The organism is Flavobacterium lacus (genome assembly GCF_003268815.1).
In the GTDB taxonomy this organism is placed as follows: domain Bacteria; phylum Bacteroidota; class Bacteroidia; order Flavobacteriales; family Flavobacteriaceae; genus Flavobacterium; species Flavobacterium lacus.
Map to the genome: position 1 here is coordinate 1 of NZ_QLSV01000014.1, position 24833 is coordinate 24833.

Below are 24833 nucleotides of genomic sequence, written 5' to 3' on the forward strand. Positions count from 1 at the left end.
AAGTACGTACCATCTGTATTTCTAACCGCTACTTCCACATTATACGTCGTGTTGAACTGGATGTTGGACAACGAACTCATTCTGAAATCTCTAATCGGACGATCAATCGTTTGTACGTCAATTGGATTCAACGTATTCGTGATTCTGAATCGGTACCCGGTTGCAAACGGTACAATATTGGCAATAATTGAATTATTCAAATTACTCAACGTAGTGTTACACTGTGAAGCCTGAACTTGTGTAGTAGTATCCGGTGTGGAAACTGTACATGGGGTTCCGTAGAACGGTTGCCATACGTTGTTAATTCGCACTGAAACTTCTACGGAGTAGGTTGTGTTAAAGGCATAATTGGTCAATTGTGTAAAACGGAAACCTCGTAACAATTGATCGATGGTTTGCACATCATTCGTAGCAGTATTAGTTACTCTAAATCGGTAACCTTGAGCTCCGGGCACTAAAGCAGCATACACATAACTATTTACAAACTCCAAAGTAACTCCACACTGATTTGGTAATACCACTGAAACAATCGGCGTACAACCGTTATCGATGATACCATCACAATCGTTGTCTAAACCATCGTAGCAGATTTCTGCTGCTCCGGGATTGATTGCTGGATTGGTGTCGTTGCAGTCAACTTGAGCATTAATTGCAGGACTTAAACCAGGGAATTCAGGCAATACCGCTCCGTAACACACTGTTGTAACTATTGTGCTAGGGGTAGCTGAATAGCCATCACCATCTACATCTGCATAAAAATCAGTATTTCGGTATACCGTGGCATCAAAATCATTACAATCGATTCCTAGTGAAGTGGTGTTGTAAAATTCAGGGGTAGTTGCACCATAGCAAATTGGGTAGACTACACCATCGAAACTATAGCCATCTCCATCAATATCAATGTAGAAATCACCAATTTGCCAAACAAGTTCGTTTGTGTCATCACAATCGGTACTATTGGTTACATATCCCTCTGGTGCGGTTTCTGCCAATATAGTTGAAGCTAAATCACCAAAACCATCACCATCTGCATCAGCATAGAATGTGAATAGATCATTACTGAAATAGATATTATCAATAAACAAACGGAATGGTGCAGCATAATTCTGCTCAATTTTTAACCCGTAAATATCATTCAAAGCACCAGGATAGGCAGTCAGAGGAATTCTTAATCTGTTCCAACCTGCTGCAAGCGGACCTGTATTGTGAAGTCTATCCCCAGGGGCTAGTAAAACTACAAACAAATTAGGTCTTGGCGTGTCTAAATAGATATCAATATTTAAGTGTGACATTCCAGTTTCAACCAGGTTAATACGTCTTTCTCTGTTTACTGGTGGAGGATTACCTATATCGATTAATCCCATAAAACCAAGACCATCTATACGTAGAGCAGTGTTATCTCCATTAGGAACTGTTGTCAAAATTCTACCGCCACCTTCAGACCAAAATGCTTGCCCAAGGTTATAATTAGGTGCATTGGCATATACTGACGGAGTTCCTGTAAATAAAGAAATAACTCTTCCTGGTTCTCTTTCCGGAAGTGCCGGCGAAGGAGTAGGATCAGGAAAATTAACAACTAAAGTTGCACTTGTAGTTGCAGGTCCAAAAACACCGGGAACAGCTGCTTGCGTAGCCGTAATGGTTGTTGTACCGCCACCTACGATGGTTACAGTATTTCCACTAATAGTTACGACACCTGTAGGATTTGCACTGTATGTCCAAGCACCACTGCTATCAGAGGTAGGATTCGTTAGTGTAAAAGGAGCATTACCTAATACTTGAGGTGTTGGTAAAGTTAACGCACCTATAGTTGGTGGCTGATCGGTTGCTGGCCTGTAGAAATAGATATTATCTAAATAAACTACTTTAACCGGTGCCTGAGCCCCCGTAGGATTGTTTAAATCAAAAAAGCTGATGTTTGCTAAATTTAAGCCAGTGAAAACAGTTAATGGAATATCAAAGCTAACCCAGCCATTGAGAGGAATACTTGATTCCACTCTTCGATTACCTTGAACTTCGAACCATAACTGGTTTTGATTAACAGTATAAACATCAATATGCAATGTAGTCATTGCTGCTATGCTAGTAGGAGCAAAAGCCAAACGTGCTAATGTAAAACCGTTAAATAATCTTGTATTATTTCCGGCAATGTCTACATTCGTACCAGCTTGCCATGTTGCACCTGCTGTTGAGGCGTAGGAATCGCTATATAAAGAAACCACATCCCAAGCATTTCTGGTAGGAGGCGTTGGTGCAGCAGTTCCTAAACTTACTACCAACTGTGCAGTTGTTGTAGCAGAGCTAAACAAACCAGCTGCCGCTTGAGTTGCCGTAATAGTTGCTGTACCAGGACCCAAAATAGTTACAGTGGAACCACTTATAGTAGCAATACCAGCAGGTAAAATACTATAAGTAAACGTACCCGGGCTATCAGAGGTTGGTGCTGTCAATTCAAAAGGAGCATCACTCGTTACTTTTGCTGGTACTGTAAATCCTGTTATGGTTGGAGTTAAAAGTACATTAAAAGTGGCAGCAATACTTCCGCTGTTATATCCTGGAGCTGCAGCTTGTGTTGCAGTAATAGTACAAGATCCAGCAACGCCTACTTGTATTTCATTCCCATTCACAATAGTTCCAATAGTATCATCACTACTAGTATAACTCCAAGCACCCGGACTATTAGAAGTAGGTGGGGTTATTGTAAAAGTAGCATCCCCTGGCGCTTTAGTTGGTATTGTAAATCCAGAAATAGTTGGATTTATGGTTAAAGGAACATTACTAAAATAAATGTTATCCAAATAAAGAACTCCTCCTGCTGTCCAGCTTGGAGCAGTAAGCGAAGCTACATTTTCGTATTTAATTTCGGCTATGTTTGCTAAACTAAACCCACCTTGTGAAGACCAATCTGTCAATAAGATATCTACACTATTCCATGTATTTGGTGTAACAGGAATTGTTACTGGTCGTTCTCCTCCACCTGCAGCTCTAATAAGGGATATCCTCAAGAAAGAAACATTTGGTGTCCAAATATCTAAGTGCATAGAAGTGTAGGAAGTTAAATTTTGAGTAGACAATGCATTGCCTTGATAATTAAAGTTTGGATAAAATAAAGTACTATTTCCAGCAACTGTGAAACTAGAAACATTGGCAGAACCAAATCCTTGTTGACCCCAATTCGGATTTAAATTAGTTGCCACATTTGGTGTATAAGCATTACTATAATGCGAAATTACATTGGCAGAAGGTACCGTTGGTGTTGGCGCTGCAACAGTTGGTGCTTGAAAATTAACCACTAAAGGCGCAGAAACACTACCGGCACCAAAAACACCAGGTACGGCAGCCTGAGTTGCAGTAATAGTTGTGGTACCTCCACCTATTATGGTCACAGTATTACCACTAATAGTGACAACTCCTGCAGGACTAGCACTATAAGTAAAAGCACCTGAACTATTAGAGGTAGGATTGGTTAAAACAAAAGGAGCGTTACCTACTGTTTGAGGAGTTGGTACTGTCAAAGCACCAATGGTTGGTGGTGCATCGGTTGCTGGTCTATAAAAATAAATGTTATCTAAATAAACTACTTTAACAGGTGCGGCAGCTCCTGTAGGATTGTTTAAATCAAAGAAACTAACGTTACCCAAATTTAATCCAACATAATCGGACAATGGGATATCAAAACTTACCCAGCCATTTAAAGGAATACTAGAAACAACTTTTCGGTTGCCATTTATTTCAAACCATAACTGATTTTGATTGACAGTGTAAACATCAATATGCAAAGTTGTCATTGCAGATATACTTCTGGCTGCAAATGCCAATCGAGCTAAGGTAAAACCATTAAAAAGCCTTGTGTTATTACCATCTATAATTACATTTGTTCCTGCTTGCCAGGTTGCACCAGCGGTTGGAGTGTATGAGTCACTATATAGCGAAACCACATCAAACGAATTTCTTGCGGGTGGTATTGGTGCAGCAGGAGGTACTACATTAAAACTAGCGGTTGTAGATGTAGATGCAAATGTTCCATCAGAAACTTGTGCAGCAGTGATAGTAGCAGAACCTAGAGAACCAACTTGTATCTGATTGCCATTCACAATAGTACCTACAGAATTGTTATTACTAGTATAGGTAAAAGGACTAGTATTGTTAGAAGTAGGTGGTGTTATTGTAAAAGTAGCATCACCTTGAGATTTAGTCGGTATTGTAAAGGCACCAACTGTTGCACTAGGGAGTGCAAGAGGACCTACAATATTATCTACATAAAGCGTTCTTGCAGTTGCATTACCTGCAGGAAAAGTTGTAGCAGTTGCACTAGGCCAATAGGGATGTAAAACAAAATTAGTATAGGTGCCATTCGCCTCAGGTGCCTTGCCATCACGTACTGAATTGAATGTAAAACTACATGTTTGCCAAGTATTAGTACCAGTGTACTCAACTACTGCTGCGGCTTCTTGAGCACCAGAAATGCCCCCGTTTACCTTAACTAAAAAAAACAGTGGTCCTGAAGCATAGACATCAATGGTCATAGTTCTTGTAGTTGCAGGTGTTAAATTCACATTAGTTGTTAATGGAATATTTACACCTTGCCAAAGTGCTGATCCTGTATTACCAACAAATTTAAGTACTTGGGTTGTGTTTGTACCAGTACCAGCTTCTCGTGTAACTGTGGGCAAACCAGAACTAGCAAATATACCCCCGATTCCGCCAGTCTCAAAACCTTGCGAAAGTCCTTGCGATTGTCCCAACGAAATAGTCATCAGGAAAAGTAATAATAAAATTTTCTTCATAAACGTTAAATTTATAGTGTTAAAATGTTTTGTGTTTAGTAGGATTTCAAAAATAAGAACAATTGTGTCTTAAATGCTTTTTGGAGAAGGCTACAAATACTATACAAAAAAAAATAAAAATATGAAAGTGGTTTTTAAACAATAATCGCTTTATCTACGGTGTTTAACAAGGGTAAAAGAACGCCACAACGAGGCAGTAAACTCAATTGCACATACAAATGTTGTAGTAATGTTGTGTTGTCGTAGACCTAAATTAGAAGATTTTAGAAAAATTACATCGTTGTAGTTGTCAATAGTATAGCATAAATGCATTAAAATTATGAGTATCTAAAAATTTTATAATTCTTTTTGAGAATTAAATAAAATAATTTTCCACAATATTTCATTTAATTTCTATCGATTTTAATAATAATACTGAAAATTTTTTGATAATAGTTTAATACTTGAATTTTTGATTCATCATTTTTTATAATTCACTAAAGCAATTAAGTTTAAGTAAACGAATCAAAACACAAATCAGTAAATTAGCCTAAATTTGTTTTTTATTAAATTATATGCTTCAAGTTCAAAACATATCTTTTTCGTATCACGACAACACTACTATTTCTTCGCTTTCTTTTTCCCTCCAAAAAGGAAAAAATCTTGCCATTATTGGCGAAAGCGGTTGCGGAAAAAGCACCCTTTTAAAACTAATTTACGGTTTGTATGATGCAAAGGAAGGGCATATTTTTTGGAATAATCAGGAAGTACGCGGACCCAAATTTCACCTCATTCCCGGAATGCCTTATATGAAATACTTGGCTCAGGATTTCGATTTGATGCCATTTATAACCGTGGCAGAAAATGTGGGCAAGTACCTCTCCAACTTTTATCCCGAAGAAAAAAAGGAACGTATTGCCGAATTACTCGAAATCGTAGAAATGACCGAATTTGCAAACAGCAAAGCAAAATTTTTAAGTGGTGGACAAATGCAACGTGTAGCATTAGCAAGGGTTTTAGCACGCGAACCCGAAGTATTATTACTCGATGAACCCTTTAGCCACATTGATAATTTTAGAAAAAACAGTTTACGCAGAAAATTATTTTCTTACTTAAAAAGTAAAGACATAACCACAGTAGTCGCCACGCACGACAGTACCGATGTGCTTTCCTTTGCCGATAAAGTAATCGTAATGCAAACCGGTAAAATAGTTGCCGTAAATTCGCCAAAAGAACTGCATAACAACCCAACTTCAAAATATGTAGCCTCACTTTTTGGTGATGTCAACGAAATTCCTGGTCGCTATTTTAATCAAGAAAAAGCCATATTGCTCTACCCGCATCAACTCAAAATAGTTGAAAATTCCATGCTAAAAGTCACCGTTTCAAACGTCTATTTTCGTGGAAATCATTACCTAATCGAAGTAAATTATCCCGAAGGATCACTGTTCTTTGAAAATGAAAAGTACATTGAAATACAATCAATTTTGTTCTTATCCCAAAAATAAACCCCGAAATTTTTAAACTTCAGGGTTGTTATTATTTTTTTTCAGAAGCTGTTCCGGCTTTTCACTACAAGTTTTTTTTCAAAACAAAAGTTTTGTAAGGCTCGGCAATAGCTCCCAAGGTCGCTTTGCCAATCCAACAAAACTAATTTGTTTTTTCAAAAAAAGCTTTTCGTTGCAATCCGGGCTAGGAAATCCATTATAAATGTTCATTTCTTCCATCTCCAACCTACTTCAAATATTTCTCTAAAAACTGATCTTGTTCCCACAACAAATGCAAAATATTGTCTTTGGCAACATAACCATGGCTTTCTTTCGGTAAAATGACCATTCGTACCGGTGCACCTAAGTTTTTCAATGCTTGAAAATAACGTTCGGTTTGCAAGGTAAATGTACCCGGATTATTATCAGCTTCTCCATGGGTTAATAACAGAGGAGTTTTCATTTTATGAGCATTCATAAAAGGCGACATCGTGTTGTAAACCTCCGGAACATCCCAGTAATTGCGTTGCTCACTTTGAAAACCAAATGGTGTAAGTGTTCTGTTGTAGGCTCCGCTTCGGGCAATTCCACAAGCAAATAAATTAGAATGCGTCAACAAATTGGCCGTCATAAACGCACCATACGAATGTCCGCCAACACCCACTTTGGTTCGATCAATATAACCTAATTGATCCACCGCATCAATAGCAGCTTCAGCATTAGCAACCAATTGTTCAATAAAAGTGTCGTTTGGTTCCGTTGTTCCTTCGCCAATGATAGGGAACGATGCATCATCCAACACCACATAGCCTCTCGTTACCCAATAGACAAACGAACCGTAGTAGGGAAACGTAAAATCATTCGGGTTTTTGTCACTTTGACCGGCGGAGTTTTTATCTTTATATTCAGCAGGATAAGCCCAAATCAAAAGCGGCTTTTTCTCTTTCTTCGTTTTATCATAACCAACAGGAAGGTACAATGTTCCCGATAATTCTACCCCGTCTTTTCGTTTGTATTTAATCACTTCTTTGTGCACGTTTTTGATGCTTTCAAATGGATTTTTAAAGTTCGTTAATTGGGTTAATTTTCCTTTGGATTTAAAATTTCTGTAGTAATAATTCGGATATTCATTTTTCGATTGAATCATTACTAAAGCTTCCCCTTTTTTCACATCTTCTACCGACATGATATCTTCTTTTTTGTCTTTGTAAGTCGATTGATATAAACGTTTGGTTTTTGATGTTGCTAAATTAAATTCATCAATAAAAGGAAATTGTCCTTCTTTCGTAAATCCATCACCAATTAAATAGGCCTTGTCGTTATCCAAGGTCAGAACCATTCTCCCGTACTCATTTTTCTTGGTTTCAAAATTCCCCGGATCGGAGTAAATATCTTGGTAGTTTCTATCCGAAATCACTTTGGGTGCTTGAGCAGGATTAGCAGGATTAATCAAATAGGTCTTCATGTTCCGGGTGTCATACCATTGATCCATCACAATGGCCGTGTTGTCATTGCCCCAAATCATTCCGGCATAACGTTGTTGCGTTTTTACCAAAGAAGTTGGGTTGGACGTAAAAGGAGCATCCCATAAAAATACTTCATCTCTAAAGTCAACTTTGTTAGCTTGATCGCCTTCATCCAACGCTTCTACAAAGGATAGGGTAGCAGGTTTGTCTGATCGCCACCCCATGCTTCGTTTTCCTTTTCTAACCGAAGAAAAACCTTTGGACATGATTTCCGTCAACGGGACTTCGTTCACCACTTTTACCGCTTTGCCGGATTTGTCATACACCACTGATTGCTGCGGAAAACGACTCAACGGGACTATATAGGAAAACGGTTTTTGAATAGTGGTAATCATCACATAATTACCATCCGGAGAAATACTCTCACCGGCATACATATCCGCATTTTTAAACAATACTGCTTTTCCGTCTAACGTAACTTTGTATAATTCTGATGTAACTAACGTTTCAAAATTTTGTTCGTCCAAAGGATTTTTCAATAAGTCTTGATAGGTTCTGTTTTGCGAAACACTTCCGTCTCCTGTTGATACGATTGGTCCTGTTGGCAAATCTTTCTTTAAATCGATTAAAGCCGGACGGTTTTTAACCAACATTCTAACCAAAATGGTTTCATTATCGGCAAACCAACTAAACGGATTCCCCATGTTGGCATTCACCGTAGCATCAGTTAATTTGGTGGCTTGAGCTGATGCTATATCCAAAACCCAAAGTTCTACACCGGTGTTTGTGGTGTGTGAAAAAGAAAGTTTCTTCTCGTTAGGCGACATGCCTAAATTGCTAATCCTAGGATTTTCCGGTAGTCCTTTTACTTGCACTTCATTTTTATCAGCAACTTTTCTAACTTTAAGATTTGTAATGTAAGTAACTGTGCTCGAAATGTTAGTCACCGGATTAATCCGAAGTCCGCCCAAACGCATTTCTTCTTGATTTAAATCGTCTAATGTTTTGTAAGTACTGCGGTAGGATAACAGCATATATTCTTTTTTGCTGTCCATGTTCACCGATGGAGCTCTTTCATAATCAGCCAATTCCAAAATTTCTTTGGGTGGCTTTTGAAAGGATAAGTTTTCTTGGGCCGAAGCAAAATAGCCCATACATAAAAGTAATAAGAAGTTGATTTTCATAAAGTCGATGATTGTTTTATTGAGCCTCTAAAATAAGACTAATAAAAATCAAACTTCTAAAAAATCTGTTAAAATAAATAAAGGAGAAAGAGTGGTCGTGTATTATTCTCTAAAAATACTCATTGTCGCTTTAGCCCCTGTAGCTAAATTCCAAATGTTTGACATGATGGTAGCATCGAATTCATCCAAAACTGCAAATTGTGCCGTGTTCGGACCCGAAGCACCTTGATTGAGTGCAACAAATTCTAAATTATTAAATCCGGCAGCTAATTCAATATAAAAAACGGAAAATTCAGCGTCGAGAAAAATATTGGATTCTACCACTTTACCGTTCAAAATGATGCTCACCCGATCACCATCGATGGCCTGATGATCCCGACATAAAACTTTAATAAACTTTGATTTACTAATAAAACTGCCGTAATTTTTACCGCGTTTAAATTCTTCCATCATTTCACTTTCACCATTCAAATTGGGTTGAAGTTTGTGTTCCGGTTTACTAAATCCGTAATTTTTGGTCAAATCAATCTCTTTCTCTTTTCGAAATGGGGCATAATACGAATCCGATTTTTTTTCTTCTTTCGCTTTAGGAGTAATGATGGAAGTGCCCGAAGTGCTGGGAGTAATGCCAAAATTTCCACTAGGGGTAATCGATTTTCCACCCGTGTCAAATTGTGCCATTCCAACCAGGGAAAAGCAAAAGGTGAGGAGAATGGAAAAAATGTTTTTCATACTTCAAATATACTATTTTAATCAAAAAAGTGTCTTAACAAAAAGCTAATTTTAAAAGTAGACAGCAACAACAATGCCAACTTTGAACACATAGTTTTTAGCAATTCACAAAAAAAACGTTAACAATAGTGGCTGTTTTTAAAAGATTGCTAAATTTGTTAGACTAAATTTATTAAAACAGCAGACTATGTATCATTCAAAAATAGCCGGATTAGGATTTTATGTTCCTGAAAATGTGGTGACTAATGACGATTTGTCCAAACTTATCGAAACCAATGACGAATGGATTCAGGAGCGAACCGGGATAAAAGAACGACGACATGTGCAAAAAGGGGACGGAAATACCACCACCACCATGGGGGTCAAAGCCGCCAAAATTGCCATCGAACGTTCGGGATTATCCAATGATGACATCGATTTTGTTGTTTTCGCCACCTTAAGTCCCGATTATTATTTTCCTGGTCCCGGTGTCTTGGTTCAAAAAGAATTAGGACTGCGAACCGTTGGTGCATTAGATATCAGAAACCAATGTTCCGGTTTTGTGTATGCTCTTTCCATTGCCGATCAATACATTAAGACCGGTATGTATAAAAACATTTTAATCATCGGTTCCGAGCTGCATTCATACGGTTTAGACATGACTACGCGTGGTCGTGGCGTATCGGTGATTTTTGGCGATGGTGCCGGAGCTGCCGTAATTTCAAGAGAAGAGGATACAACCAAGGGAATTCTCTCCACGCACCTTCACTCCGAAGGACAACATGCCGAAGAATTAGCCGTTATCGCACCCGGAATGGGCAAACGATGGGTAACCGATATCCTTAAAGACAACGACCCAAACGACGAAAGTTTCTTTCCTTACATGAACGGACAATTTGTGTTTAAAAACGCCGTAGTTCGCTTTAGCGAGGTAATTAACGAAGGGTTGCAAGCCAATAACCTTTCCGTTTCTGACATCAATATGTTGATTCCACACCAAGCCAATTTGCGTATTTCGCAATTCATTCAGCAAAAATTCAAATTAGCAGATGAACAAGTGTACAATAACATTCAAAAATACGGAAACACTACCGCCGCTTCCATTCCAATCGCCCTCACCGAAGCGTGGGAGCAAGGTAAAATTAAATCAGGTGATTTAGTCGTGTTGGCTGCCTTTGGTAGTGGTTTCACGTGGGGAAGTGTGATTATCCGTTGGTAATTTTTTGAACCTTTTTCCAGCTTCCTGCCTGCCGGTAGGCACGGTTCACTACAAGATTTTGGGCAAAAAAGCAGCATGCTAAAAAACCAAAAAGAGCTTCCGTTGGTCGCTTTTTTGCTTTAAGAAGGCTAAACTTTTTTGCCCAAAATGCTTTCCGTTGCAAGCTGGGGTAGGGTGGGTGCAATCAATCCTTATTTAAAAATCAAATGCAATCCGTTGATGCCATGCTACTAAAAACACAAAACCAGAAGTAGTACTACTCCTGGCTTGCTGATTAACTAAAGCAATATATAAAAACCAATTTTTAAAATAATCCACCCCCTTGGGTTTCGTTTTGGTCACGTTGTTTGCGTTGCAACGCTCTGTTTTTTCCGGACCCGAAACGATAATTAAAGTTCACGTTGACCATTCTGCTTTCCCAACGGAATTGTCCAAAGGTTACTTCAGGAATTTCACCATAAAAACGAGCTCGCATCGTATTAAAAATATCATTTACCCGCACACTAATCGAACCTTGGTCTTTTAAAATAGAATAACGGACGCCTAAATCGGTTCGCCACATTTCTTTATTGCTAAATTGAATATCATCAACACCAGCTCTGTACAAAGTAAACCATGTTAGTTTTAGTTTCTTTGAAAGCGTTAAATTGTGATTCATTCGAGCATTAAAAGGAACCGCTAAAACCGATTTTTCCGTTAAATCACCTTCCGCATTTTCAACTACTCCGTTGGCATTTCTAAAATAAACATCAGCACCAAAATTAACGCTCCACCATTTTTTAAAATTCAAGTTACCGGATGTTTCAATTCCGTACTCCGTGGTGCTTTCAAAGTTGCCATAGGTCATTAGTTTTTTGTTCTCGTCATACGGACTTTGGATGAAAACCTGACTAATCGGATCGTTAATGTACCTGAAAAATACACCGGATGTGATGGCTCCAATTTTGGTTGTGCGGGTATAGTTTACTTCAAATGAATTGGTAAACTGCGGATTCAAATTTGGGTTGCCTTCTTGATCAATGGTTGGACTGCTCCAATCTCTTATCGGGTTAACTTGTCCTAAACTCGGACGATCAACACGTCGGGAATAACTAAAATTAAAGTTGTCTTTTTCAGTGGCCACATACGACACAAAAGCAGAAGGATAGACCGTGAAAATAGCATCTTTGAATTGTCCGGGTTCAGAATCTATTCTTCTGAAATTAGCCTCTACCTGAAAATTTTCTAAACGAGCACCTAGCTGATAACTCCATTTTTCAAACTGCTTGCCGTAATTAGCATAGGCACTTTGAATAGTTCGCTTATAATCAAAGTCTGAAAAATAAGTGTTATCAAGATCAAACGTGTTGTCGGTTCCATCAAATCTGCTTTCTAAACCTAGCTCTAATTTTGTTTTTTCGTCTAAAGGATTCACAAAATCTACGTTCATAATTACATTTTCCCCGATCGTTTCAATGAGATTGGATTGCAATAAATTGTTATTTCCATCTAAAAATACACTGTCTTCCGGTCTGTCATTTCGGTTGTAATTGATTTCAATATCCAATTTTTTATCAGCTTTGTCAAATTCGTGACGATAACCTAAATTATAGACTTGGTTTTGACCAACATTTTTGCTTTTATTAAGTTGAATAACGTTTGGATTGATACCGTTTTTGTAAATGACTTCATTAAAAAATTCGCCACGAGTAGTGTTGAAATTTTGATTGGTAAAGAAGGAGAGTGTGCTTTTTTCATTCATATAAAAATCAACGCCGGCTTTTAAAAAATGATTTTGATTAAAATTATCAATCACAAAATTCGCTCGATTGGAATTATTTGGACGTAATTCATCTTCGGTATCAACAAAACCGCGATTGTTCCATTTGCCGTTGTTGATAGAGTAGGTAGAGTAAAAATTAAATTTATTGACGCGGTAATTCAAATCCAAAGAAGTGTTTCCTTTTGGCGTTATACCAAAATTTGTTCCGGCATTAACACTACCATTAAAACCTAAATTTGAATTTTTCTTAAGAATGATATTGATGATACCACTCATTCCCTCCGGATTATACTTGGCCGAGGGATTGGTAATCAATTCAACTTGTTTTATCGAAGTAGAAGGAATCTGTTGCAATGCTTGCGAAGCCGACATTTGCGAAGGTTTACCGTCGATAAAAATCTGTACGTTCGGATTTCCACGCAACGTAACCGAATTATTTTGAGTATCAACACTCACCGATGGGATGTTATTCAAAATATCGGAGGCCGTTGGCCCTGAATTAATTAAGTCGGGCCCCACATTCACTACTTTTCTATCTATTTTTTGTTCAATGGTTGTGCGTTCGCCCACAACTTCTACTTCTGCCAACGACAGGGCATCTTCTGATAAATAAATTGTTCCTGCATTTAAATTTTTGGAATGCACACTTATTTGAGAAGAGTGCGATTTGTAGCCAATAAATTGTACTTCCAAATCATAAGTTCCCAAGGCAATTTTATCAAGGGTAAACTCGCCTTTTTCATCGGTAATTCCTCCTGTTATAATTTTGTCTCCCAGTTTAATGACAATAGTAGCATAGGGAATAGAGGAGTTGTTGGATTTGTCTAAAATTTTTCCACTAACGGTTGCCGATTGTGCAAAAGACATAGCAATAGACGACAAAAGCAACAGTAGAGTAGCTTTGATTTTCATGTTGATTGATTTTTTGATTGATGATGTCACGACAAGCGTTTGATTTTCTTTCATACAAAGGACTAACCTTGTTGAAATTTAACAAACGTTTATCAGCTATAGATAGTAGACTGTAAACAGTAATTTTTGTTACAGTTTTTAACAAAAAAAAAGACCTTCACGTGGAAGGTCTGGTTCTCTAAACAACAAAACAATATAAAACTATCTCTTTAATGAAAAGTGAGATTTAAACTCTTTGGTTTGATTATTTTCTTCATAAGTTACCGTAAACCAGTAATCAGTTGAAGGCATTGCAGCGCCATTATAAAATCCATCCCAACCATTCTTAGAAGGGTAGATTTGCGAAAGTAATTTTCCGTAACGGTCATAAATAAAGATGACAGCATTTAATTGTGAATCTAAATCAGTAATGTTCCATGTGTCATTAAAGCCATCGCCATTTGGGGTGAAGAATTTAGGATAGTTTATAACTAATACTTCATCAGATACGCTGCCACAGCCATTTTTATCACGTACAGTAACCAGGTGAGTTCCGGAAGAAACATTATCAAAGGTTGGGCTATCTTGAAACGGACCGCCATCTAATGAATATTCATAATTTCCACCAACACCTATTGCGTTAATTGTGATTGAATTGGTAGAGCTAAACGCCATACTAACCGTAAAATCAATGGCAGCAGGTTCTGACGCCAAGACTTCTACTTCCGTTGGTTCAGACGAACAGCCGGTAGCGTTACTGGTAGCAATCACACTATAAATGCCCGGTGCAGCAACTTGAAGCGTACTTCCTGTTGCACCTGCAATCAAAGTAGTATCCAAATACCATTCGAACGTGTGGGTTGAGGAAGATAAGCCACTCACAATAGTAAAAGGATTTAATAAATTTCCGGTTTCACTTTCCACACAAACAATTCCTCCTATCGGTGTTGGTTCCGGAATTTTATGGACAATAATTGAGATAGGAAGTAAGGCAAAACAGTCGGGAGCAAGTGTGTTGTTTACGCGTACATAAACGTTTTGTAAGGTTGTATCGGTGATTGGATTAGTGCCTGCCGTTGCATCAGCTAAGGTTGCGTAATAAGCAACGGTAAATGCTGTACCGGTTTGAGCTCCTAAAACGATACTGTTTAAGTTAGTAAGGACAAAACTGGTAACGCCATCATTGGTTCCATCTTCATCACAAACGGTTCTGTTGACAGCCGGAACCGAATTGGCAACCGGAGTGGGAATAATGGTTACTTCAAAAGAAGTTTCATCAGAACAAGCAGGAGAAAATCCGGATTGAGCATAAATGTAGACTGTTTGAGAAGTGGTTAATGTACTTCCAAAAGCAATTTGTCCACCTGTTCCGTTCGGACCATTGTAATATCTTCCAATAGTTAAGGTTGGTAAAACATAGTTCGAACAGATAGTTACATCATCTCGTTCATCCACATTAAAAATGGTAACCGTGAAACTTTCTTGGTCAAAACAATTTGGAGTTGTACCTGTTTCGGCATAAACATACAAAGTTTGTGTTTCAGTTAATGCTGTACCGGCAGCAAGTTGTGTTCCGCCTCCATTCGGTTCAGTGAAATAATTTCCAACGGTAAGGGTTGGTAAAATATAAGAATTACAAACGTTACTATTTGGAATTGGCAATACATCCGGTGTTTCATAAACTGTAACAGTAAAGGAAGTTTGATCAATACATGAAAAGGCCGGACGAATTTGATTCTCTTTATAAATGTAAATAGTTTGAGTTGTAGTAATTGCTGATCCAGGTGCCAAAAGTGTTCCAAATCCATTTGGACCATCAATTGCTGTGTAATATAAATTACCGGCAGTTAAGGATGGAAGAGTATAACTATCACATACTTGTACATCTGACAATGAATCTGCTTGAATTTCGAAAACATTAATTTGGAAACTTGTCTCAGCAGAACAGCCATTTTCTTCCGCATAAATATAAATTTGTTGAGAAGTCGTAATTACAGTGCCACCTTCTAACATTGTTCCTGTTCCATTTGGTCCGGTAAAATAATTACCTAATTCCAAGTTGGTAAGCACATAATTATTACATCCATCAATATCTGACCTTGAATCAATTTGTGGAGGTGATAAGACCGTTACTTCAAAACTGACAGAATTCTGACAGCCTTGACCATCGTTAAGATAGATGTAAACGGTTTGCGATGCTGTTAATTCTGTCCCTGGGAAGAGCTGATTTCCTGTACCATTCGCACCGGTGAAATAATTACCTAAAGGAATGGAAGGTAAAGTATAGACTTCACAAGCAGAAGTGACATTCGGAGTCGCAATGACCGGTAAAGATATGGTAATCGTAAAGTTTAAATTATCTGTACAATTTGGTGAAGATTGACTTTGAGCATAAACATAAATCGTTTGCGTTGAATTAATTACTGTTCCTGCAGGAATTTGCTGTCCACCTCCGTTTGGTTCAGTAAAATAGCCACCAATGGATAAAGATGGAAGTGTAAAATTAACACACTCCGTTGTTGAGGCAGGTGCTTCTAAACCAATATACACTGTAAAACTGGATTGATTAGTACAAATTCCATTTTCAGCATAAATATAAATTGTTTGTGTTTCGGTAATAGCTGTCCCGGGATCTATCACATTACCCATGCCATTGGCTGCATCAAAATACTCTCCAATTGTTAAAGCAGGAAGTATGTAAGACGTGCAATCAAAAACGGTTGGTAAAGACTGAACTTCAGGAGCAGGAATAATTTCAATGTCAAACCCCATGTCGATTGCACAAAATGGTGGCTCAGGTGACAAATAATATAAATGTACTGTTTGAGTAGTGGTGATCGACATGCCCGGAAACAGTTCAGTTCCACTTCCATTTGCTTCGCTAAAATACTGCCCAAAAGTAAGTGCAGGCAATGTATAACTACTGCAATATTGCCCTCCACTGATCGAAATATCATCGGGGTCAATAATAGTCACTAAAAAACTACTCTGATTTGGACATGACGGGGTGGTTGGTAATGTATTGTAAATATAGATACGTTGGGTCTCCGTAATAACATCACCGGCAAATTTTTGTTCGCCGGTTCCATTCGGACCGGTATAATATTCTCCATTGGTAATTTCCTCCAATGTATAACTAACACAAACAATAACATCTTCAAAGCTATCAACAAGAGGCAATTGTTGAACTACAAGATTGATAGGAGCAATAGAAAAACAGTTGGTATCCGTTGCGTTTTGAACGCGAACATAAATGGTTGTACTAACAGTGAATAATTGTAAGTTAGAAATAGCATTAGTGTTATTCGTAGCCTGATCTAATGTTCGATGGTAAGAGACATTAAAATTAGACGGATTTTGACCACCTAAAACCGCTGAGGTTACCGGTGCTCCAAAACCAAACCATGCTCTGTCTTCTAATGTTAAATGTTCACAGGATATAATATCATCAATTTGATTTGCAATCGGCGGATCAGTAACTAAAAGCTGAAATGACTTTACCACATAACAATCGCTATCGTGCTTTTTAATTCTTACGTAGATAGTTTGATTACCGGCACTGTTAATTACATTAGCCAAAGGATTTGTATTCGAATTAGCTTGTGCCTCTGTAGAATGATAAGAAACTACGGTATTTGCATTTAATCCGGCAGTAACAATAGGCGTATTGATAGCTAAATTAAATGGATAGGAGGAAGCACCCGTATCACATTTCAAAATATCTCTTGGATTAGGAGTGCTAAAAACACCATTAAATTCAATAAGAACAGAATCTGTTACGGTTTGACACGGAAATGCCATATTTGAATAGGTAAGCTCGTAGGTGCCGGATTGAGTTACAGTTAAATTTGCACCGGTTTCAGTTGGTAAAATAACCCCATTTCTTTTCCAAACAAAAGTAAATTCACTTGGATTTAAACCACTGCTTATCACGTGTGATTCTCCATTACAGCGTGCGGTATTCGTAGCTACAGTTAAATCAGTTCCCAAAACATTTTGGCCAATATTAAAACTATTCGCCGACAAAAAGATGGCAGAGTCGGATTGCGGGTCAATTCTGTCTGCAACAACTAATTTAATCTTATAGGGCGTGTTTGGTGTTAAAATTGCCGAGGCATTCATCACAACCGTTTGCCCATTAAAATTAGTAGGCGATAAACTTGCATTTGCCCCGCCGTTAAATGAACCAAAGTAAGTGGAATTTGCAGACGGACAAGATGAATTATACAAAAAGTCTCTTACCGTAACAACGGATATCGGAGTTGTCGTTCCGGGAACAACTGCTAAATTTGTGGTTACTCCGGTAGTTAGATTGGTCAATAAAAATGCAAAGGCATCAGAAAACTGACATTGAAAATTTCCATATTCTTCAGAAGCAAATAAAAAGTCAAAGTCAAAATGCGGCGATAAAGCCGTGAAGTTGAACTCTAAAACAGTGGCATTAATTGAAGTCATAGAAATACCTGCATTCGCTAATATCGATTCCAAATCATCATCACCTGGCCAAGTGTTTAATCCATCATTCAACATAGAATTATTTGGTCCGGGTGCATTAGCAACATTACCGGTACTCAAAATAACCCCACTTTGCATCGGAAAATTAGGATTCGTGTTTTCAAAATAGCCAATACCGTTGGATGACCCAAAGTTGGTTCCCGTTCGCCAATTCACATTGGTTACCGATAAACAAGGTGAGTTCACAAGTACGTTCGTTACTAATTCCGGAACCGTGTAAGTTGTTGTGTTTACTGTAATGGCCTGAGAAAATCCCACTAATGGAATTAGCAACAGTAAATAAAGTAATTTCGTTTTCATGTTGTTAAATTTGGGTGAACAAGAATTAATTGAATTTTGACACTGCAAATAAAAAGATATATATCGATTAAAAGCAAATAAAATCGATAAAATGCACACATTTGTAAATTATCAATGATAATTCTTACGATATTGTATGCTGAATTTTATTGTGTAATCCCGTTTAGTATCAAATCATTACATAAATGGATATTTTCCAAAGTTTGAAATGCTTTTAAGTTGTCTTGTTTTTACTTTTATATATCTTTGCACCCTTAAAATAGACAATCATGAACGTTGCAAAAATCCTTAACGAGCCCATCAAACAGGCTGTTTTAAATGTGTTTGAAATAACTGTCGAAAAGATAGAATTTCAAGCAACCCGCAGGGATTTTGAAGGAGACATCACCGTGGTTATTTTTCCGCTAGTAAAATTGATCAAAGGAAACCCAATAGAAATTGGAAATAAAATTGGAACCTATTTAGTTGAAAATGTAGCCATTGTAGAAAAATTCAACGTGGTTTCCGGTTTTTTAAATATTGTGATTTCCGATGACTATTACATCAAGTTCTTTTCATCAATAAAAAATGAGGCGGCTTTCGGATTTGTTCCACTAAATAATGAGGAAAAGGCTGTGATGGTGGAATATTCATCGCCAAACACCAACAAACCTTTACATTTAGGACACATCCGAAATAATTTATTAGGATTTTCAGTAGCCGAAATCATCAAAGCGTCCGGTAAAAAAGTATATAAAACTCAAATCATTAACGATCGCGGAATTCATATTTGTAAATCAATGTTGGCTTGGCAAAAATTCGGAAACGGAGAAACGCCTGAATCAACCGGTTTAAAAGGGGATAAGTTGGTTGGGAATTATTACGTAGCTTTTGATAAACAATATAAAGTAGAAATCAACGAGTTAATAACCAAAGGGCAATCGGAAGAAGAAGCTAAGAAAAATGCACCAATCATCCTCGAAGCCCAACAAATGCTCCTCGATTGGGAAGCCGGTAAACCCGAAGTCATCGAACTTTGGAAAACCATGAACCATTGGGTGTATGCCGGTTTTAATGAAACCTACAAAAGCTTAGGAGTCGATTTTGATAGTTATTACTACGAATCAAATACCTATTTATTAGGAAAAGAAGTCGTTCAATTGGGTTTGGAAAAAGGAATTTTTGAAAAAGACTCTGACGGTTCGGTTTGGATCGATTTAACCGAAGACGGTTTAGACCGAAAAATCGTGCTTCGTTCAGACGGAACAGCCGTGTATATGACGCAAGATATCGGTACCGCCATTCAACGGGTCAAAGATTTTCCGGATGTGGGCGGAATGGTGTACACCGTTGGAAATGAGCAAGATTATCACTTTAAAGTGCTCTTTCTTATCCTGAAAAAATTGGGTTTCGATTGGGCAGAAAACCTCTATCATTTGTCCTATGGAATGGTGGAATTACCGTCCGGAAAAATGAAATCCCGAGAAGGAACTGTCGTAGATGCCGATGATTTAATGGTGGAAATGACCGAAACCGCTGCTAAAATTTCACAAGAACTAGGAAAATTAGACGGTTATTCGGAAGAAGAAAAACAACGTTTATACAAGATTATCGGATTAGGTGCTTTAAAATATTTTATGTTGAAAGTGGATCCTAAAAAATCAATGCTTTTCAACCCGGAAGAATCAGTTGATTTCGCAGGAAACACCGGTCCGTTTATTCAGTATACGTATGCTCGAATTCAATCGATTTTGCGAAAAGCTAATTTCGATTTTTCTGCCGAAGTAAACGAAATTGCTTTACATCCAAAAGAAAAAGAACTGATCAAAGTGTTGGAATCATATCCGGAACTCATTCAAAATGCAGCGCAAGCTTATAGTCCGGCTTTAGTAGCGAATTATACGTATGAATTGGTAAAAGAATATAATTCATTCTACCAAGCCGTGCCCATTTTACCGGAAACCAATGAAAACCTGAAAAAATTCAGAGTGCAATTGTCTAAAAAAGTAGGCGAAACGATTAAGTCGGCCTTTTCTTTACTCGGAATTGAAGTGCCCGAACGCATGTAAAAAAATAGAATGTTTGATATAAAAAGACAGTCAAAGATAGGCTGTCTTTTTTATTCTTTTTTGTTAAGAATTTAATACATTTGCACTCTATTTTTAGGCAGCGGTGAGCAACAAAATTTCTTATTTTTTTCAAACGGTGGCAGTGATTGTTATCTCTGCCGTATGCTTTCTTTTTTTTAAAGAAGTATTACCCAAACGCATTTTTTCCGAAGCAAAACCATCAGCCAAAAATGTAGTGGTCGATAGCATTTTATTAGAAGCAGTAGCCTTAGATGAAAAAAGCGACAGTAAAGCTGAAAAAGGTGTTGATACCTTCCGAAGAAAAAAAATCGTTTTTGAACAAATCGATGGCATCACTTTTCCACCCGAAGAATACGAACAATACAAAGGATTTCAGTTTTTAATTCCGTTCTTCGAAAAACTTTATTTATTAGAAACGGAACAAAAAGGCGATATCAGAATTGCCTATTTTGGCGATTCCATGACCGATGGCGATTTAATTGTGCAGGATTTTAGAAATGCTCTTCAAGCAAAATACGGTGGAAAAGGAGTGGGGTTTGTTTCCATCACTTCCGAATCAGCAGGGTCAAGAAGCTCGATTTCACATCAATATTCAAGCAACTGGAAAACGCAGTCCTACCTCAATGTCAAACGGCCGCTCAAACCTTTTGGTGTAAACGGACATGTGTTTTTTGCCAATGACACGCTTTCCAAACCATGGGTAAACTACAAAGCAGGTAACGGAGTGCACACTTCCGAATTGAACAATCCAACCTTGTTTTATGGAAATTCAGCCAATCATGAAGGGGAACTCATTGTGAAAATAGGAAAAGATACCCTAGTAAAAAAATTGAATCCGGACAAACTGCTCAATACAGTAGCGATTTCAAATACTGCACTCAAAAGTTTTAAAGCCTCTTTTCACAAAGCCGATTCTATACCGATTTACGGATTTAATTTTGATGATGGGAAAGGCGTGCACGTCGATAATTTTTCTAACCGAGGAAATTCAGGTTTGCCCATTTCAACGTTTAATGCAAAGTTGATGAATCAGTTTCAAGAACGTTTTGACTACGATTTAATCATTTTGCATTATGGAACCAATGTGTTGAATTATGGTTCACTCAATTATGATTGGTATGAAAAAAGCATGACACGAGTAGTGAATCATTTGAAAGCTTGTTTTCCGGGCGTAACCGTTTTGGTGATTTCTACTGCCGACAAAGCCACCAAATATGATTTGGAAATGAAAACCGATTCGGCAGTTGTTCCACTTACCTTGGCTCAACGAAAATATGCTGTGCAAGCCAAAGCAGGCTATTTTAATTTGTTTGAAGCCATGGGTGGCGAAGGTTCAATGACTAAATGGGTAGAAGAAGAAGTGCCGACATTAGCGGCCAAAGATTACACGCATTTTAATTATAAAGGAGCACAAAAAGTGGCCGGTTTACTGTACCAGCAAATTCAAACCGGATACGCGCAATACAAAGAAATGCGAAAAAATAGAAAAATAACACCCAATAAAGCGGCTGTAGATTCCGTTTCATCTAAAACGACCACGGCTAATGCTCAATAAATTCCTTTGTTTTCTTTTTGTGTGTCTAATGAATTCGAGCGTTTTTGCTCAAACCGATTCGTTGTATGTTGAGGTAGATACGACACAAGTTGTTATCGCTGTAAACGAGATTACAAACCAAAAAGCATTACATCCAATATTCGAAAAAATTAAAAAAATCCAAGCCGACAAAAAGGGAAAAATAAATATCGTTCACCTGGGTGATTCACACATTCAAGCCGATTTTTTCTCCGGTAAATTTCGTCAAAACCTACAGCAAAATTTTGGGGATGGCGGTCGCGGATTTGTTTTTCCTTACAGTTTAGCCAAAACAAACGGACCAAGTGATATGCGGTTTTCCTCCAATGAATCATGGGAAAGTCAGCGAAACATTTATCCCGATAACGGAAATCCTGTAGGGTTGAGCGGTTTTGCTTTGTTTACCAAAAACAAAGAGTTCGCCATCGAAATGAATGTGAAATCCAAAGAAAGTGGTTTTTCTAAACTAAAAATTTTCACGCCCAACAATCAAAAAATGTTTGAAGTAGCCTTGGCTTCCAAAATCATTAAATTAGAATCGGATATTCCTAAAAATATCGTTCATAAAATCAAAAATGGGGAGAGTCTGTCGGTGATTGCCGATAAATATAATGTATCAATCAAATCCATCAAATCCACAAACGGATTAAAAAACAATAACATCAGAGCCGGAAAAACACTCAAAATTCCTTCCAATCAAATGGAAAAAAGAGTAGTGGAGCGATCCGAATTTATTCCGCTGGAAACAAAAATGGAAGAAGGTTTTCATTCCTATGAATCCGATTCGCTTTTACATAAAATTTACTTAATCCCAGCGTTGGAACAAACCGATTTTGCCTTAAACGGATTGGTGTTGGAAAATAATAATCCCGGAATCGTGTACCATACCATTGGTGTAAACGGAGCAAAAGGTTCCGATTTTAATAAATTTCCGCTATTCTTTGAGCAAACAAAAGCGTTAAATCCCGATTTGGTAATTATTTCCTTAGGGACTAATGAAAGTTTTGATAAATTGGTCACAGCCGAGTTTTTTTTTCAATTGAATGGGATGATGGAATCGATGTTAGCCAAAAATCCAAAGGTCACTTTTTTAGTAACAACACCACCACCATCGCAGTTTAAACGAAAATTCCCGAATACATTTGTCGCGGAGTATACCAAAGAAATTTTGACTCAAGCTGAAGTAAAAAACTACGCCGTGTGGGATTTATTTTCCAATTTTGGTGGCCTTTTTGGGATTAATCAACTGGCAAAAGAAGGGTTGATTGGAGCCGATAGAGTGCACTACACCAAAGCCGGTTACGAAAAACAAGGACAATTGTTAACCGAAGCTTTTTTACAAGCTTTACATAATTATAACACCGAACCAGGCAAGTGATACCGCTTTTTAATTTCAATCAATGGATGGATCAGAACATAGGAACGATCACTTGGGAACAAGTGCAAAGTTGGTTTGTATTTGATTCGCAAAAACCGTTGTTGTTCAACAGTGCGTTGTTTTTGGGATTGTTTTTGGTTTTTTATTTCTTTTATATTCTTACCCAAAAAACACACCGACTTCGGATTGCGTATGTGGTGGCATTTTCACTTTTCTTCTACTATAAATCAAGCGGAATTTTCTTTTTACTGATTATTTTTTCGTCAGTGTTAGATTATGCCATTGCGAAATTGATCTATGATGAACAGAATAAATTTTACCGAAAATTCTATTTAATCGTCAGTTTGGTCGTGAATTTGGGATTGTTGGGATATTTTAAATACACCAACTTCTTTATTGATAATACCAACTTACTGTTCGACAGAAATTTTGAATTCAAAGACATTATTCTTCCGGTCGGAATTTCATTCTACACGTTTCAAACCCTGAGTTATACGATTGATGTGTATCGAAAGCAACTCGAACCTACAAAAAGTTTCATGGACTTTCTGTTTTTCGTTTCCTTTTTTCCGCAATTGGTGGCAGGACCGATTGTGCGGGCAAGCGATTTTATTCCGCAAATATACAAGCGACTTAATCTTACGAAAGAAGAATTTAATGCGGCGTTGTTCTTGATTATTGGTGGTTTATTAAAGAAAGCAGTCATATCCGATTACATTTCCATCAATTTTGTCGATCGGGTTTTTGATGCACCCAACAGTTATACCGCTTTTGAAAATTTAATGGCTTCGTATGGGTACGCAATCCAAATTTATTGCGATTTCTCCGGTTATTCCGATATGGCAATCGGATTGGCGTTGCTGATGGGATTTTGGCTTCCGCCGAATTTTAGAACACCTTACAAATCCGCCTCGGTGACAGAATTTTGGCGACGTTGGCACATTTCACTTTCCACTTGGCTACGGGATTATTTATACATATCGCTGGGCGGAAACCGCAAAGGAAAATACAGAACGTATATCAATTTATTCCTCACAATGTTGTTAGGCGGTTTGTGGCACGGAGCTTCGTGGAAGTTCGTGTTTTGGGGCGTTTTGCATGGTTTAGCCTTAGCCGTAGAACGCTTTTTTGGCAATTTCATCAAACTACCCAAAAACTATTTTGTGAGAACGATTCAAATCTTTTTGACCTTCCACTTTGTAGCGTTTTGTTGGTTGTTTTTTAGAGCAAGAGATTTTCAAACGGCGTTTCAAATCATGCAAAACATTGGCGAAATCACCTTTAACCCACAGCAGTGGTTGATTATTGCACAAGGCTATCAAAATGTTTTTTTATTGATTGCCATTGGTTTTGTATGGCATTTTCTGCCGAACAACTTCATCAAATTACTTCAGAAAGGTTTTGATGCTACCCCTTTGGTGGGTAAAGCTGTTGTAGTAGCTTTTGTGTATTGGATTGTGTATGCCACAGCCTCTGCCGGACCGCAACCGTTTATTTACTTTCAGTTTTAGG

Annotated in this window: 11 protein-coding genes; 6 read left to right on the top strand and 5 right to left on the bottom strand. The window is 37.7% G+C overall.

The window, feature by feature from the left end; genetic code table 11:
* Positions 1 to 4787: putative metal-binding motif-containing protein (locus B0I10_RS12760; protein WP_181456952.1), on the bottom strand; the 4787-nt coding region annotated here is incomplete at its 3' end.
* A 554-nt stretch (positions 4788 to 5341) separates the two neighbouring features.
* Between B0I10_RS12760 and B0I10_RS12765 the strand changes: the two genes are divergently transcribed.
* The gene (locus B0I10_RS12765; protein ID WP_112086902.1) at positions 5342 to 6274 is read left to right on the top strand and encodes an ABC transporter ATP-binding protein; all 933 of its coding nucleotides are present in this window, start codon (positions 5342 to 5344) and stop codon (positions 6272 to 6274) included.
* 226 nt (positions 6275 to 6500) lie between these two features.
* On the opposite strand, the gene B0I10_RS12770 is transcribed toward B0I10_RS12765, so the two are convergent.
* Positions 6501 to 8903, bottom strand: a complete 2403-nt coding sequence (locus tag B0I10_RS12770) for an alpha/beta hydrolase family protein (protein ID WP_112086903.1) — start codon at positions 8901 to 8903, stop codon at positions 6501 to 6503.
* A gap of 102 nt (positions 8904 to 9005) precedes the next feature.
* Positions 9006 to 9635 (bottom strand): hypothetical protein, encoded by a 630-nt coding sequence (locus tag B0I10_RS12775; protein ID WP_112086904.1) that lies wholly within the window; start codon positions 9633 to 9635, stop codon positions 9006 to 9008.
* 187 nt (positions 9636 to 9822) lie between these two features.
* Here B0I10_RS12775 and B0I10_RS12780 point away from each other — a divergent pair, with 187 nt between their 5' ends.
* Positions 9823 to 10833, top strand: a complete 1011-nt coding sequence (locus tag B0I10_RS12780; RefSeq protein WP_112086905.1) for a 3-oxoacyl-ACP synthase III family protein — start codon at positions 9823 to 9825, stop codon at positions 10831 to 10833.
* A 304-nt stretch (positions 10834 to 11137) separates the two neighbouring features.
* On the opposite strand, the gene B0I10_RS12785 is transcribed toward B0I10_RS12780, so the two are convergent.
* Together B0I10_RS12785 and B0I10_RS12790 are read right to left on the bottom strand one after the other, a co-directional pair.
* Entirely contained in the window at positions 11138 to 13561 is a 2424-nt protein-coding gene (locus tag B0I10_RS12785) for an outer membrane beta-barrel family protein (protein WP_245942996.1), read from the bottom strand.
* A 147-nt stretch (positions 13562 to 13708) separates the two neighbouring features.
* Positions 13709 to 18301, bottom strand: coding sequence for a T9SS type B sorting domain-containing protein (locus B0I10_RS12790; protein ID WP_112086997.1), 4593 nt, complete (start codon positions 18299 to 18301; stop codon positions 13709 to 13711).
* Between the two features lie 269 nt (positions 18302 to 18570).
* Between B0I10_RS12790 and argS the strand changes: the two genes are divergently transcribed.
* The 4 genes from argS (at position 18571) to B0I10_RS12810 (ending at position 24832) form a co-directional block, all read left to right on the top strand.
* Positions 18571 to 20349 carry an arginine--tRNA ligase gene (gene argS, locus B0I10_RS12795; RefSeq protein WP_112086906.1) on the top strand — a complete coding sequence of 593 codons (1779 nt, stop codon included), beginning with the start codon at positions 18571 to 18573 and terminating at the stop codon, positions 20347 to 20349.
* Positions 20350 to 20485: 136 nt separating this feature from the next.
* A complete protein-coding gene (locus B0I10_RS12800) occupies positions 20486 to 21925 on the top strand; it encodes a GDSL-type esterase/lipase family protein (protein ID WP_245942997.1) in 1440 nt (479 codons plus the stop codon).
* Positions 21915 to 23321 carry a GDSL-type esterase/lipase family protein gene (locus B0I10_RS12805; protein WP_112086908.1) on the top strand — a complete coding sequence of 469 codons (1407 nt, stop codon included), beginning with the start codon at positions 21915 to 21917 and terminating at the stop codon, positions 23319 to 23321. Before B0I10_RS12800 ends, B0I10_RS12805 begins: the two co-directional genes overlap by 11 nt.
* A 26-nt stretch (positions 23322 to 23347) precedes the next feature.
* Entirely contained in the window at positions 23348 to 24832 is a 1485-nt protein-coding gene (locus B0I10_RS12810; RefSeq protein ID WP_112086909.1) for an MBOAT family O-acyltransferase, read from the top strand.
* The last annotated feature ends 1 nt before the right edge of the window (position 24833 follow it).